This window comes from Allobosea rubneri (assembly GCF_032464875.1).
In the GTDB taxonomy this organism is placed as follows: Bacteria; Pseudomonadota; Alphaproteobacteria; order Rhizobiales; family Beijerinckiaceae; genus Allobosea; species Allobosea rubneri.
In genome coordinates this window covers 1-14,137 of record NZ_JAWDID010000047.1, presented here as the reverse complement: position 1 = coordinate 14,137, position 14,137 = coordinate 1, and the positions used below count along the sequence as shown (strand labels likewise).

9 protein-coding genes and 1 pseudogene are annotated in these 14,137 nt (G+C 68.1%); 2 read left to right on the top strand and 8 right to left on the bottom strand.

Going from position 1 to position 14,137, the window contains the following annotated elements:
* Positions 1–9: 9 nt before the first annotated feature.
* Positions 10–1,473, bottom strand: a complete 1,464-nt coding sequence (locus RKE40_RS22740) for a sulfatase-like hydrolase/transferase (protein ID WP_316020488.1) — start codon at positions 1,471–1,473, stop codon at positions 10–12.
* Between the two features lie 83 nt (positions 1,474–1,556).
* Positions 1,557–2,546, bottom strand: a complete 990-nt coding sequence (locus tag RKE40_RS22735; RefSeq protein ID WP_316020487.1) for a Bug family tripartite tricarboxylate transporter substrate binding protein — start codon at positions 2,544–2,546, stop codon at positions 1,557–1,559.
* Positions 2,547–2,687: 141 nt separating this feature from the next.
* Between RKE40_RS22735 and RKE40_RS22730 the strand changes: the two genes are divergently transcribed.
* Both RKE40_RS22730 and RKE40_RS22725 read left to right on the top strand, forming a co-directional pair.
* Positions 2,688–3,581 (top strand): LysR family transcriptional regulator, encoded by an 894-nt coding sequence (locus tag RKE40_RS22730; RefSeq protein WP_316020486.1) that lies wholly within the window; start codon positions 2,688–2,690, stop codon positions 3,579–3,581.
* A gap of 161 nt (positions 3,582–3,742) precedes the next feature.
* Positions 3,743–4,654, top strand: coding sequence for a polyphosphate kinase 2 family protein (locus tag RKE40_RS22725; RefSeq protein ID WP_316020485.1), 912 nt, complete (start codon positions 3,743–3,745; stop codon positions 4,652–4,654).
* A gap of 76 nt (positions 4,655–4,730) precedes the next feature.
* On the opposite strand, the gene RKE40_RS22720 is transcribed toward RKE40_RS22725, so the two are convergent.
* The 6 genes and pseudogenes from RKE40_RS22720 to RKE40_RS22695 all read right to left on the bottom strand — a co-directional run.
* Positions 4,731–6,926 carry a hypothetical protein gene (locus RKE40_RS22720; protein ID WP_316020484.1) on the bottom strand — a complete coding sequence of 732 codons (2,196 nt, stop codon included), beginning with the start codon at positions 6,924–6,926 and terminating at the stop codon, positions 4,731–4,733.
* Positions 6,917–7,936 carry a family 8 glycosyl hydrolase gene (locus tag RKE40_RS22715; RefSeq protein WP_316020483.1) on the bottom strand — a complete coding sequence of 340 codons (1,020 nt, stop codon included), beginning with the start codon at positions 7,934–7,936 and terminating at the stop codon, positions 6,917–6,919. Before RKE40_RS22715 ends, RKE40_RS22720 begins: the two co-directional genes overlap by 10 nt.
* Positions 7,937–7,947: 11 nt before the next feature.
* The gene (locus tag RKE40_RS22710; protein ID WP_316020482.1) at positions 7,948–10,401 is read right to left on the bottom strand and encodes a cellulose biosynthesis cyclic di-GMP-binding regulatory protein BcsB; all 2,454 of its coding nucleotides are present in this window, start codon (positions 10,399–10,401) and stop codon (positions 7,948–7,950) included.
* Positions 10,398–12,581 carry a UDP-forming cellulose synthase catalytic subunit gene (bcsA, locus tag RKE40_RS22705; RefSeq protein WP_316020481.1) on the bottom strand — a complete coding sequence of 728 codons (2,184 nt, stop codon included), beginning with the start codon at positions 12,579–12,581 and terminating at the stop codon, positions 10,398–10,400. Before bcsA ends, RKE40_RS22710 begins: the two co-directional genes overlap by 4 nt.
* Before the next feature lie 21 nt (positions 12,582–12,602).
* On the bottom strand, positions 12,603–13,382 hold the full coding sequence (gene bcsN / locus RKE40_RS22700) for a cellulose biosynthesis protein BcsN (protein WP_316020480.1): 780 nt from the start codon (positions 13,380–13,382) through the stop codon (positions 12,603–12,605).
* A 648-nt stretch (positions 13,383–14,030) separates the two neighbouring features.
* A pseudogene (locus RKE40_RS22695) lies at positions 14,031–14,137 on the bottom strand (IS5/IS1182 family transposase); the annotation flags it as partial.

Sequence of the window (14,137 nt, the reverse complement as noted above, 5' to 3'; positions counted from 1 at the left end):
GCGCAGCAATCAGCCTGAGCCCACCGCCTTGGCGGGGTCGGTCGGCGGGATCGGCGGATAGTGCAGGCCGCGCTGCCCCGACAGGCCGCGATTCGGCGCCATGACGAGCTCCGGCTCGGTCATGCCGACGAGCTTGCCATCCTGCAGCCAGGCCTCGTCCTCGCCATAGAGTCTGGCTGCGAGCGCCTCGCCGAGGCGCGCCCGGATTCCGGCATGGCCGGGATCACCGGCGAGATCGCGCATTTCCTGCAGGTCTTCGTCGAGATCGAAGAGCTGGAAATGGTTGCCGGCCGGGTACCAGATCAGCTTGTAGCGGCCGTCATGCACCATACGGGTCGCCTTCGCCCCTTCGAGCGATTCCCCGTAGAAGATCTCGCGGCGCTGCTCGCCGACCATCGACAGGCCCTCGCAGCTCTCCGGAATCGGCAGGCCGCAGAGATCGAGCAGGGTCGGCATGATGTCCTGCAGCCCGACGAGGCGGCCATCTGTGACACCGGTGCCGACGCGGCCATCTCCCGCCGCTCCCGAGAGCAGCATCGGCACGCCGGCCGAGGCCTCGTACATCAGCCGCTTGGCGTAGAGGCCGTTGTCGCCGAGCATGTCGCCATGGTCGCCGCAGATCAGGATGATCGTGTCGTCGAGCAGGCCTTCCTCGCGCAGCGTCCCGATCAGGATCCGCAGCTGGTGGTCGATATGGGTGCAGAGCGCATAGACGGCGCGGCGCATGTCGGCGAGCTGTGCCGGCGGCAGCTGCTCCCAGTAATTGTGCGCGACGCGCACCGCATAGGGTAGCGCCGCCGGGTCCCTGGCCCAGTCCGCCATCAGCGGTGCGTCGACATCGCGCGCCCGATAGCGCTCGAAATAGCTGGCCAGCGGCACGATCGGCGGGTGCGGATGGGTATAGGAGACGTGCCAGAAGCCCGGCCTCGTCGGGTCGCGCCGCTTGATCGTGCGCGCCGCCGCGAAGGTGATCCAGTTGGTGACGTGCAGCTCTTCCGGCAGGTGCCAGGTCCGCCAGCTGTATTCATTGTTGCTCATGCCGTGCATGAACTGCTGGCCGGGCTGGCCCTTGTCGGTCAGGAACAGCTCGTAATCGTCCATGCCGCCGAGATGGCCGCGGCCTTCCTCGGCGAGCAGCACCTCCTCGAAGCCGATCCGGTCGCGCTGCGGATAGACATGCAGCTTGCCGATCGCTGCCGTCTGGTAGCCGGCATCGCGGAAGGTGCGCGCCAGGGTCGGCATCCCCTCGGGCATCGGCAGCGCCGGCTGGAAGACCCGGTCGCCATGGCCGCGCGGGCTCGTGCCCGTCATCATCGAGCGCCGGGCCGGGATGCAGATCGGGCATTCGGCATAGGCGTTGGTGAAGCGCGTGCCTGTGCGGGCGATCTGGTCGAGCGTCGGCGTCTCCACGGTTGGGTGGCCGGCGATGCCGAGCAGGCGCGCCGGCCATTGATCGACCGTGACGAACAGCACGTGGCGGTCTCCCGGCGGAGAGGACGCTGCGCCCGCCGCTGGATTGCCAGCCTGATCGCCGGAGACGTTCTGCATGGCCAGGCTCAGTTCGCCTTGGCGCCGGAGATGCGGACGAGCTCCGCGATCTTGCCGGATTCGGCCTTGATGAAATCGCCGAAGGCCGCGGAGGTGCCGCCGACGAGCTCGATGTTGAGCGCGGCCATGCGCTCGCGCACGGCCGGATCGGCGACGATCTTGTTCAGCTCGGCATTGAGCCGCTCGACCACGGCCGGCGGCGTGCCGGCCGGGACGAAGACACCGTGCCAGGAGACGAACTCATAGCCGGGGACGCCGGCCTCGGCGACGGTCGGAACGTCAGGCATGGCGGCCGAGCGCTTCGCTCCGGTCACGGCGAGCGCGCGCAGCGTGCCTTCGCGCGCCATCGGCACGGCCGTGCCGTCGATCATCGCGGTGACATGGCCGGCGATCACGTCGTTGATCGCCGGAGCCGAGCCGCGATACGGCACATGCGTCGCCTTGATGCCGGTCTTCTCCTTCAGCAGCTCGAAGGCGAGCTGCTGCGGCGTGCCGACGCCGGCCGAAGCGTAGGTGACCTTCTCGGGATTGGCCTTGGCATCGGCGAGCAGCGCCGCCAGGTCCTTGGCCGGGTTCTTCGGATTGATCACCAGCAGCAGCGAGACCGAGGTCAGCCGCATCACCGGGGCGAAGTCGGTGAGAGGGTTGTAGGGCAGCTTGTCCTGCAAGGCCGGGGTGATCGCATGGGTCGCGATGTCGCCGATGAGCAGGGTGTGGCCGTCGGGTTCCGAGCGGGCCGCATCGGTGGCGCCGATGGCGCCGGCGGCGCCGGGCTTGTTGTCGATGACGATGGTCTGGCCGAGCGCCTCGCTCAGCTTCGGCCCGATCAGCCGCCCGAGCAGGTCGACATTGCCGCCCGCCGGGTAGGGCACGACGATCCGCATCGTCTTGCTCGGCCAGGCCGTCTGAGCCGTGGCGGAAGCCGAGAACAGGGCGGGCACGACCGCGAGCGCCGCCGTCCAGCTCGCAAGGCGGAGAAACCCGTCCTTCTGCTTCATGCCCATCATCCCCGAGACTCCCAATCGCGCCACGCCAAGCGGCGGCTCTGCCGGCCGCGCGCATGTGAATTCAAGACTGATCCAATAATCGGCGATCAAGAAATTAGTTTTACTTATTAGTTTTATGGCTAGGGTCGCGGCATGGACCAGAGACTGCTCAGCTTTTTCGTCACCCTCGCGGAGGAGCTGCATTTCGTCCGGGCGGCGGCGCGCCTCGGCGTGACCCAGCCCGCGCTGAGCCAGCAGATCGCCAAGCTCGAAGAGACGCTTGAGGTGAAGCTGTTCGAGCGCACCAAGCGCCGCGTCGCACTGACCGATGCCGGCCGGAACTTCCAGAGCGACGCGCTGGCGATTCTGCGCCAGCTCGATCTGGCGGTGGCGGGCGCGCGCCGGGCGGCGCAGGGGCAGATCGGCCGGCTGACCATCGGCTTCGTCGAGGCATGTCCCTTCAACATCCTGCCCGTGCTGGTCTCGAGGCTCAGCCGGGAATTGCCGGAAGTCTCGCTGGTCCTGCAGGAGATGGTCACCAAGGAGCAGGTCGAGGCCTTGCGTTCCGGCAGGATCGATGTCGGCCTGCTGCGGCCGATGTTCAGCGAGCCGGGCCTCGGCACGCTGCCCCTGTTCCGCGAAAACTATGTGGTGGCGCTGCCGGCCGGCCACCGGCTGACGCAGCTCGAGGCTGTGCCGTTGACCGCGCTGCGCGAGGAGCGCTTCATCATGACCCCGCCCGGCAAGCGCCGCTATGTCGAGGGCCGCTTCCGTGCCGCCTTCCGCCGCGCCGGCTTCGAGCCCCAGGTGGCGCAGGAGGTCCACCAGATCCATACCATGATCGGCCTGGTCGCCGGCGGCATCGGCGTCGCGCTGGTGCCGCAATCGGTGTCGCGGCTCAATCTCGAGAACGTGGTCTACCGGTCCCTGAAGGGACTGGATTCGACGGTCTCGGAACTCGTCGCCGCCTGGCCACTTGATCGCGAGACACCGGTGCTTCGGCGCTTCGTCGCGGTGGCACGCGCGGTCGCCGCCGGCGAGGGATAGCCTGCTCCGGCACCTCGCGCGTGGGGCAACCCTGATGGGCCTATGACCACGGATCGCATGCCGCTAAGTTCGGCGAGGCCCCGCCGGGGCCGAGCCGAAGGCTGGGTCGTCATCGACATCGAGGCCGACTGGAAGGCTGTGCGTCCACCGGAGCGATGACGATGCTGAAAGACGACCTGATTAAGCGCTTCCGGATCACGGACGGGAAGGGCTTCAAGCTCGCCGACATCGACCCCAACGACACTGCGGGCCTCGATATCGACAAGGACGATGCGAAGGAACTGCTCGCGAGCGGGACCAAGCGCCTCCACGCCTTGCAGGAGCGCCTCTATGCCGAGGGGCGCTGGTCCGTGCTCATCGTGCTGCAGGCCATGGATGCCGCCGGGAAGGACGGCATGATCGAGCATGTGATGTCCGGCATCAATCCGCAGGGCTGCGAGGTGACCTCGTTCAAGGCGCCGAGCACGGTCGAGTTGCGCCATGATTTCCTCTGGCGCACGACCTGTGCCCTGCCGCAGCGCGGTCATATCGGCATCTTCAACCGCTCCTATTACGAGGAGGTGCTGGTCGCCCGCGTCCATCCGGCGATCCTGGCGAAGCAGAACCTGCCGCCAGCGCTGGTCAAGGACGACATCTGGGAGGAGCGCTTCGACAGCATCCGCGATTTCGAGCGCCATCTCGCGCGCAACGGCACCGTCGTTCTGAAGTTCTTCCTGCACGTCTCGAAAGGCGAGCAGCGCCGCCGTCTGCTCGAGCGCATCGACGAGCCCGACAAGAACTGGAAGTTCGACGCCGGCGACCTCGCCGAGCGCAAGCGTTGGCCGGACTACATGAACGCCTATGAGGAGGCGATCGCCGGCACCGCCGCCAAGCACGCGCCCTGGTATGTCGTGCCGGCGGACAACAAATGGTTCAGCCGCCTGGTCGTGGCGGCCGCCGTCGCCGACAAGCTCGAGGAACTCGACCCGCAATTCCCGAAGCTCGACGCCGAGGCCCGCGAAACCATGAAGCGCGCCCGCGTGGAGCTGGCCAGCGAAGGTAATGGCTCCGGCGGCGGAAAGCACAAGAGCTGAAGGCGGCGGCCAGCGATCGCCCTGGTCTGAGGCAGCCGCGCAGGCTGCCGGCCCGAGCGGCCGGGCGAGCGCCGATCTAGTAGCGGTTCCTGCGGGTCGCGTCGTCGATCGCGCTCAGCCCGGCAAGAGCCTTCGGCGACCTGTCGATCTTGTAGAGCGCGCTGAAGACCTTGCGCGCATCCCAGTAACGGCCTGAGTTGAAATAGGACCAGCCGCGCATCAGCATCAGATCGGTGGTCTCCGGCGCATATTTCGCGCGCTCGCCCAGCGTGATTAGCGCCGCATTGTAGTTCTTCGCGTCGTACTGCGCATAGAAGCGTTCGGCGAGGAGCAGGGCCTGGAGCTCGCGCCGCCGGGCAGGCGGCAACGCGGCGGAGGCCGCAGCCGCGCTCGCCTCGGTGGTCAGTCCCTGCTGGATGGCGGCATAGGCCTTGCCCGCTGCTGCGTCGGCGGCGACCTGGCCGGTGCTGGTCCGCATCGCCGCCTCGAAGGCCTGCATGGCGGAAGCCGGGCGCTTGAGATTGAGCAGGCACCAGCCGCGCGCAAGCGCCGCTGCACCCGAATTGCCGCTGCCGCAGCTGCCAGGGCTGGTTGCGCGCGCCGCTTCGCGGATGGCGGGCGGACGCTCGACGGGGATATAGCCTTCGACAGGCTCGCTTCTGGTGACACGGCGTTCTGCCTGCACGGATGCCCGTGGCGGAGCGGGAGAAATCCGTTCCGCTGGAGCACGTTCCACCAGTTCGTGTTCGGCCGCCGTCGGCATGGTCCGCACCTCGCGCGGCGGTGCCGGCTCGCGGGAGCGCAGGGCACGCCGGCGCGGATCGAGAATATCGGCGATGCGTTGCGAGCGTCCGCGCCATTCGGCGACGATCGCCTGGAGGCCCGCCGCGTCGCGCAGTCGCTGGCGTGACAGCGCAAGTCCGAAGGCCGCCGGCTCATGCGCCTTGTCCCAGGCCAGGGCGGTCTCGAACCAGGTCTCGGCCGGCACGATCTGGCCGGAATTATAGGCATACCAGCCGAGCGCCGCGGCCCCGAGCGCATAGCGGTCGCCGCTGACCGTCTTGACGATGCGCGCCAGCACGGCCGGCTCCAGGCGCGGCGGTGGCTCCTGCGTCAGCAGCGCCGTCAGGGCGTCGAGATAGGCCTTGCGGTTGGGTTGGCCTGCCTCCAGCCATTGCGAGCCGAGCGCCTCGGCTTCCTGGTACTTTCCGCTGGCCGCGAAGGCGAGCACCGCGCCCTCGGCCGCCTTGGCTCCGCCATTGCGGGCGAGCGCCATCCGGAACCAGTCAGACGCCTTGGCCGGTTCGCCATGGTGCAGGGCGTAGAAGCCGAGCAGGATCGGGTCGCCCGGTGTCGTCTCGGCATTGGCGAGCGTCTCGAGCCGGCGCAGGTCGTCGGCGCTCACCACCAGCTTCGGGTCTTCGGACGCCCGGCCGATGCGGCGGCGGGCGAGCTCGTCACGGATGCTCGTGAATTCGTTCTGCTTCTCCAGCGCCAGCAGGGCGCTGATCTGCTCATCCGGCAGCGTTCCCAGCGCCTTCTGCATCGTGCCGAGCCGCTCATCGGCCTTGTCGCAATTGGCGAGGACATAGGAATAGGCGTCGCGCGCCCGGTCCATGCGCTCGGTCCGCACGAAGGCCTCGGCGACACGCCAGAGCGCATCGACATTGGCGCAGGTGAGCAGGGCAGGCGTCTCGGTGCCGATCCTGATCACCTGTTCCCATTGCCGGGCATTGGAAGCGTTGACCAGGCGAATCCCGGCCTCGGCCTGGTCGAGCTGCTGGACGAGGTCGGCTGGTGCGCTCCAGCCGGTCTCCTTCGTGGCGCGCTGGGCGATCGCGGCCCGGACCTCGCTGAGCTTGCCCTCGGCGAAGAGCTTCCACATCCGCTCGAGCTCGGGGTCGCCGACCGGGATCGGCGTGTTGAGGTCGGTCGGCGGTCGCCACTGCGGATAGAGCGCCCGCAGGCGGGCGAGCTCCGCCTCGAAGCGCCGCGTATCGCCCTGGCTGGCGAAATAGCGCAGTGCGCTCTCGTCCACCGGCGCCTGAGGCTGGCCCTGGCGCGCCCCGGGGGGCTGGTTCCCCGGCTGCTGCGCCTGGGCAAGCTCCGATCTCGCCTCGCCCGTCTCCGCGTGCGGCTGCTCCAGCGCCAGGGCGCCGGGCGTGCCGGGCTGGCTCACTGCCGGCAGCTCGACGCCCTGTCCGTAGCGGCCGAGGCCGTAGAACAGCGCGCCCGATGCCACTGCCGCGAGCAGGATTGCCTTCACATGCATCGGGCGTACCTCTCGCTCAGCATCGCCAGGGTGAGCAGATGCAAGGTGGAGGGGTAATAGGCCGTCGGCTGGAACGATTTCAGATCCTGAGGGATCGCAGTCCCGTCCAGAGCGCAGGCCATGGCTGCGACGAGGATGCGGTAGCCCGGATCCGAGAGCTCCTCGACGACCTTCCTGGTACGGACATCGACAATGGCGGGGCTGTTGGCCCAGGCCTCGCGGAATGGCGCGAGGCGCGCCGGCTCGGCGAGGCCCGCCCGCAGGAGATAGAGCGGGACGCGCATTGCATTGTAGCCGAACTGCGCCGGGAAGCCGTCTGCCGGCCGCGGCTCGGCCTTGACCGACATCCATTCGGGGGCGGGCATGTTCGCCTTGGCGAGCGTGTCGAGCAGCTTGAGCCCGGTCGCCTGAACCTTGAGCCAGCTATTGTCGCCGGTCAGCCGCGCCATCACCGGCAGGGCCTCGAAGACCCAGTATGACGGGTTGATCACCGGGCCGTCGGCGCGGTCCTTTTCGGAGAAACCGCTCGCGGCCGGCATCAGCCAGGTCTCGCTGCCGCGCGCCAGGAAGGTCGTCTTCGCAATGTTCCGCGCCAGCTGGCGCGCAGCGTTGGTGTAGCCCGGCATCGCCCAGGCTGTGCCGGCGCAGTTCAGCGCATAGGCGATCAGCAGGTCGCCATCGGTCGCGTTGTTGACGTCGGTGACGCGCGGGGTCGCGTTCGGGTCCCAGCGCCAGGCGGCGAGCCCGTCGTCGCGGATCAGCAGCTCGGTGCGGGTGAAGGCGAGGATGCGGGCAAAGCTCGTCCGGTCTCCGGCGAGGCAGGCGAGCAGGAGGCCGTAGCCCTGGCTTTCGCTGTGGCTGATCGCGCCGTTCATATCATCGACGACGCGCCCGTCCTCCATGACGAATTTCTGTCGATAGAGCTCCCAGGCTTCGAGCGGCAGGGCAGCCTGCGCCGTCGGGACGAAGGCGAGCATGATCGCTGCGAGGGCTCCGAGCAGCCGTTTCATGGGAGAGCGCCTCATGGCTTCTGCCCCAGGCGGCCGAGCATCAGCGAGGTCGAGATGCCGAGGGCGATGCAGGCGGCGAGCAGGGCCAGCGCATAGGCGCCGATATTGTCCGAGAGCCAGTTGGCGAGGATGAGCCGCATGTTCGTCAGCGAGAAGCTGCGCGTCATGACGAAATTGGGATCGTTCGCTGCGACGACGTGAACGTCCTGGGTGCCGCGAAACGCCGTGACCCGTCCGGCGAGATTGGCCCAGTTCCCAGGCGTGACGAGACGGGCGATCGTCGCCTCCAGCGTCTCTTCGCGGCGCGCGACGAAGGCGGTCCAGACCTGCTTGCTGGCAGGCTCCACGGCCTGCGCAGCGATCAGGTCCGTGCCATCCGCGGGCTCGTAGAGAGCTTCGTTGGAGGACGGGATGCGCAGCTGGGCGAAGGAGAGATGGAAGTTGCGCTGCAGCCACTGGTCGAAGGCGACGAAATAGCGGGCGAGCGGTCCCCCCAGCGAACTGCGCCAGCGATCGCGCAGCGCGTCGGTCGTCGGTTGCGTGTTCTCGGCGACGGCCGGGGCCTTCTGGCCCTGGAAGCGGTTGATCACGGCGTCGAAGACGGCACCGGCATCGTTCTCCGGTGCGACGACCACGGCATCGGCTCGGGTCGGCCAGGTGGTCCTGACGGTCTCCGACACGCCGACGCGAGGCAGGAGGCCGGGCGGCAGCTGGCTTGCAGCGCCGACGATCAGGGCCGGCTGGTCGCTCACGGTCGAGACGCTGGTCAGGGCGTCGACGGCGAGCGGCCGCGCGGCGCGCTGGGCCAGCCGGGCCAGCAGGGTCGCAGCAGCCCCGTAATTGGCGGTGTCGTGACGGCCTAGGATCAAAGGCGTGCGGGTCGCCAACGAATAGGGGAAGCCCGTCCCGGCGACGGCGGCGAGATTGGGCTGCACGCCGATCTTGGCGAAGTCCGGGAAGGAGAGGCTCGTCGTGTCGAACAGCGCGAACCGATTCCGGCCCGGCAGGGTCGCCCCCGGACCGCAGGACAGGTCGGAGCTGGTGAGCGTCACCGCCTCGAACCAGATTTCGTTGATGCCCGGTCGGAAATGCCGGAGCGGCAGGGTGATCGGGAACTGCTGGAACAGCCCGCCGGTCGTCGCATTCAAGGGAACGGTCGCGGCGACGTTGCCGTTGACGAAGACCTCGATATGGCTGTCGCCCGGCAGCACGTCGGCGGAATAGGCGGCGTCGAGATAGAGTGTCGCCTCGCCATAGGCGGCGGCATAGAAATCGCCCGGAAAGGCGACGACGGCGCGGGTCCGCAGGCGCCGGGCGGAGGATTCCTGGCTGGCGATGCCGAGCTCGGAGAAGCGCAGCGCGCGTGCCTCCGACAGGAAGGGCGCGTCGGGCAGATGCCAGCTCGACGTGTCCATCATGCGGCGGTTGAGGTTGGTCGGCCGGGAAACCGGCGCCGTGAGCAGTGTGGCGACCACGTTCTCGATATCCGGCCAGCTCGCCCCCGTGACCAGGAGGGTGGACGGGCCGAGGCGCGCGTCGGAAATGAAGCCGACGAAGCTGCGTGCCTTCGCCTCCTCCGGCACCCGCGTCAGGAGTTCCGGCAGTTCCGCAGTCGTCGCGAGCACGATGGTCAGCGTGCCCGGCCTCGCGCGGCCCGGCGCCCGTTCCGAGACCTGCACCACCGCCTGGCCGTAGCGCCCGCGCAGCGCCGCGGCCTGCGAGACAGCGAAAATCATGTTCGCAGCCGCAGCGCTCGAAGCGCCGGGCGCGACGATGCGGATCGTGGTCTGTCCGGTTTCGTCGGCGCCGATTGCGGGCAGGTCGTCGATACTGCGCAGGCGCAGCTCGGCCGCGCTCGGGGAGCGGAAGCTCAGCTTCGTTCCGGCGCCGTCGATGCGGGTCCAGAGCTCATAGGTCGATGCGACCGAGCAATCGGTCCGATGGCGCTGGATGGCCTCGAAGCGGATCGTGTTCTGCCCGGGCCGGAGCAGGCCCTTGCGCAGATTGGTCGACAGGCGCGCCATCCGATCGGACGAGGCGACTGGTGTCTCGACCACGCGCTCGCCATTGACCCGGACCGTCAGGCGCGAGGCTTCCGGCATGACGACCAGCGCGTTCTGAAAGGCGATGTCGAGGGCGAGGTCGGAATTCGCCTCTTCCTCCGTCAGGTAGAAGGCCCAACTGCGCGTGTCGGCCTCGCCTTCCAGCGTCACCCTTGCCGCCGGCAGGAGCGGCTTGAAGCCGGGTCCGGCGGCGGGAGCCGGGGCTGCCGCCGGCTTGCTGGTCATCGGGGCAGGCGCCGCCGGCGTCAGCGCCGGAGCCGTAGGTGCCGTCCCCGGAGCGATCATGAAGGGCGGCGGCGGATTGGTTGCGGCGCCCGGTTGCTGGGCGAGGGCAGGCGCCGTCGCCATCGCCAGCGCAACGGCCAGGCCACGAAGCAGAAGGGGTGGACGGTGCGCCGTCATTCCGCGGCACTCGGCTTGGGGGCGACCTTGCCCAGCCGGTACAGGCCGAGGAAATAGGACAGGCCGCGACTGGTCTGAAAGAGCGCGATCCGCAGGAAGCGGGTCGTGCCGCGGACCACGCCGATATTGTTGCGCCGCGCCTTCTGGAACCGGCTCCAGCGCTCCGCGTCGGAAAAGGCGAGATCGGCGATCATCCGGCTGTGCAGCGGCTCGGACGGCTCGTAGCGGCAGCCGAGCATCAGTCCCTGCGGGTCCTGCTCTATGCGCTTGACCCTGATCGGCAGCGTGCCGCGCGGCATGGCGAGCGTGGTCTCGAACGAGATCAGCGCCTGGTCCCCGATCGCGGGCTTGGCGGCGGTCCCCGGAGCGATCCGGATCGCGATGCCGTCGACCGAGGCGTTCTCGGTGACCATCGGCATGGCATCCCCGTTCAGCACCATTTCGCCCCGCCGCTTCACGGCGAAGCGCCGTGCGGCGCGCCCCTCCGGCCGTTCGGAGACGACGCCGAGGGCACATCCGGCCATGAGCAGGTTCATCATGTTCCACAGGCCGACGACCAGGGTCGTGTCGGCATTGTAAGGCTCGGCGATGGTGCGCCAGTACTGGGCGACGACGCCGAGCGTCAGGACGATGAAGATGATCAGGAAGGGCATGCCGAGTTCGGAGACGCGGCGCGTCTCGAGGGATTCGTTCTTGGCGGTCACCTTGAAGGTCGGCTTGCTGGGATTGAGCATCACCGAGATCACGGCCGGCAGCAGATAGATCGACTGGATGAACTCGTAGAGCTCGGAGATCCACGGCCAGCGATAGCGGCCATAGAGGTAGTTCTGCATCATCAGGTTCACGACCATGTAGCCGAGGATGTAGGCGATGAACTCGCCACCGGTCGCGACGAAGATCTGCAGTCCGAAGAAGAGGTAGAACAGCGGCGAGATCAGGAAGATCATTCGCGCGAAGGGGAACAGCCAGAACAGGGCGGTAGAGGTGTAGCAGAGCCGTTGCGGCAGGGAGAGGCCGCGCTTCAGCAGCGGCCGATGATAGATCAGGATCTGCATCATCCCCTGGGCCCAGCGCGAGCGCTGGCCGATGAAGCTGGTGAAGGTCGCCGGCTGCAGCCCGGCGATCAGGGGCTTGTCGACATAGACGCTGTTCCAGCCGGCGGCATGCAGGGTGATCGCCGTCTCGGCGTCCTCGGTGATCGAGCGCCCGGAGAAGCCGTTGGTGGTCAGCAGCGCCTTGCGGCTCAGCACCGCCGCCGAGCCGCAGAAGAAGGAGGAGTTCCACTTGTCGAGCCCGCGCTGGATGATGCCGTAGAACATCTCGTTCTCGGACGGCATCTCCTTGAAGGTCTTCAGATTGCGCTCGAGCGGGTCGGGATTGATGAAGAAGTGCGGGGTCTGGACCAGGAAGAGCTTCGGGTCGCGGGCGAAGAAGCCGACGGTCTCGGTCAGGAAGCTGCGCGCCGGGGCATGGTCGGCGTCGAAGACCACGATCAGCTCGCCCTGCGAATGGGCGATGCCGTTGTTGAGGTTGCCGGCCTTGGCGTTGAGGTTGCGCTCGCGCGTGAGATAGGTGACGCCCAGCCCTTCGCAGAGCTTCTGCAGCGTCGCCCGCCGCTCCTTGGCGGCATGGGCGGCGGCGAAATTGTCGGAGGCGCACTTCTCGTCGGTGCCGCCGTCGTCGAGCAGATAGACCTGCAGTTTCCCGGTCGGGTAGTCCATGGCGAGCGCTGCGGAGAGCGTCGTCGCCAAGAGGTCCGCATCCTCGTTGTAGGACGGCACGAAGACGTCGACGGTCGGGGCGTTCGCAAGGTCGATCGGCGGCGTGGCGCGGCGGGGCAGCGGCATCGCGACGACGAACAGGCTGAGGAACAGCATGCCGATATTGTAGAGCTCGGCGACGTAGAGGATGACGCCCGGGATGAAGTCCTCGAGCTGGTTGACCGGCGGCAGCGTGCTGGTGGTGCGCCAATAGACGTAGCGCAGCACGACAGCGGTCCCGAGGCCGAGCGCGATCAGCCGCCAGACGCCGAGCGGGCGCAGCAGCTTCAGCAGGATCATCGCGCCGACCAGAATGGTACCCGCGATCAGATGCGCCTGCAGGCTGATCGGCAGCGCGATCAGCGCCGTGACCAGCGCTGCCGTGACGGCCCAGACGATGACGTAAATCGCGGTTGGCATCAGATGCTACGGACTTCTTGCTCAGCGTGAGGGCGGCGGTGGCACTGTCGGGTAGCCTTCGAGCGGGCGGTCGGGAACGGCGGTCTCCACAGGCGCTGTATCGCGCAGGGGGGCTACGCGCGCCGGCCGGGGCCGGGGCCGCACCACGGTGGTGCGCGGCGCCATGACATCCTCGAAGGAGGGCTGCGGCGCCGGATAGATCGGCGCGCCTGCCTCGCCGAGATTCGGCGCCGGGTCCGGCGCTTCCCCGATGGGATCCCAGCCGCTGCGCCCGAGCGAGGCGTTGAGCGCGTAGCCATAGGCGAGCCGCAGCAGCGACGCTTCGCTCGCGCCCGGCTCGCAGACGCGCAGGCGGATCGACGCCGCACCCGTCTTGGGGCGAAACAGGCTGTCGCCGCGCATCAGGCGCTGCCAGACATAGATGCAGCCATCATTGCCGACGCCGCGGCCGTAGGCATAACCGAAGGGGCCGTACTTGTTCTGCACGAACACGGCGGAGGTCGACATCGCCACGCCGGGGAAGCGTTCCTCCATTTCCGCTGCAAGGACATGGTCGTCGAGCCCGGGCTCCTTCAGCAGGTTCCCGGCAACACCTTCGCCGTCGGGAAGGTCCGCAGACGTCAGGAACGCCACATGGATCGTGTTCTCGCCGGGCGTGCGGCCGCGCGTCGCGAGCGAGATCGTCTGAGCGATGGCGTTGTCGTACTGGCGCTGCGTGACGGCGACGGCGGGCGGGCCTCCGGGCGGAAGCACGACCATCGCCCGGCTCGGGTCGACGTTCACCGCGCGGGTGGAGAACACCAGATCGCTTTCCGAAAGCCGCTGCTCGCCGCAGCCGGCGAGGATCGCCGCGACGCCGGCCGCTGCTGCCAGAGCCGCTCGTCGGGTGCGCCGTAACGCGCGCCTGTTACCAAGAGCGGTCGGCAGCTGCCGGCAACCTGTCATGGTCGCGCGAAGCGGTTGTTGCGTGCCGTCATGTCTTGACCATCGTTAATATTCGTTAACGGGAGCTTACATGGCGCTTCGCGTTAAACGGGCATCTGTCGAAAGCAGTTTCGCTGCCCCCAATACAATTGATTCTCGCTGTTCGGCCAACCCGTCAGCGCAACGATAAGCACAATGTTAGGTCAATCGGCGGCTTGACACGCTGCGGGGGCGATCACTTTTTGTGCTGCCGCCGGCACATGGAAGTTTGCTGGCATTCGTCGCGGAGGCGCGGATCGCATTGCTGAAAGGGCGCCGGCCAAGCCGCAGGAGAGCGGGGCGCCCGGTTTCGCGTCACATGTTCGATTCGTGTCCTGCGGCGCCAAAAGGCGACGCGCCGGCCGGCGCCATGCGTGCCAGGACTGCAGCCGGCAGCCTATTGCAGGCCTCTCCGCGAGGCTTGGGGGGCGACACCGCTCTGCGCGCGTCGCGCCCGGCACACGGCCTAGGCTCAGGACTCATTGATCAGATCCAGAAGATGACGGCTGCGGCGATGCAGATGGCTGAGAAGAAGGTGTGGGCGCATCGGTCGTAGCGGGTTGCGATGCGCCGCCAGTCTTTGAGCTTGGCGA

Coding starts and splice junctions, on each gene's coding strand:
- RKE40_RS22735 (WP_316020487.1), bottom strand. CDS start 2,546: ATGAAGCAGAAGGACGGGTTTCTCCGCCTTGCGAGCTGGACGGCGGCG.
- RKE40_RS22730 (WP_316020486.1), top strand. CDS start 2,688: ATGGACCAGAGACTGCTCAGCTTTTTCGTCACCCTCGCGGAGGAGCTG.
- RKE40_RS22725 (WP_316020485.1), top strand. CDS start 3,743: ATGCTGAAAGACGACCTGATTAAGCGCTTCCGGATCACGGACGGGAAG.
- RKE40_RS22720 (WP_316020484.1), bottom strand. CDS start 6,926: ATGCATGTGAAGGCAATCCTGCTCGCGGCAGTGGCATCGGGCGCGCTG.
- RKE40_RS22715 (WP_316020483.1), bottom strand. CDS start 7,936: ATGAAACGGCTGCTCGGAGCCCTCGCAGCGATCATGCTCGCCTTCGTC.
- RKE40_RS22710 (WP_316020482.1), bottom strand. CDS start 10,401: ATGACGGCGCACCGTCCACCCCTTCTGCTTCGTGGCCTGGCCGTTGCG.
- bcsA (WP_316020481.1), bottom strand. CDS start 12,581: ATGCCAACCGCGATTTACGTCATCGTCTGGGCCGTCACGGCAGCGCTG.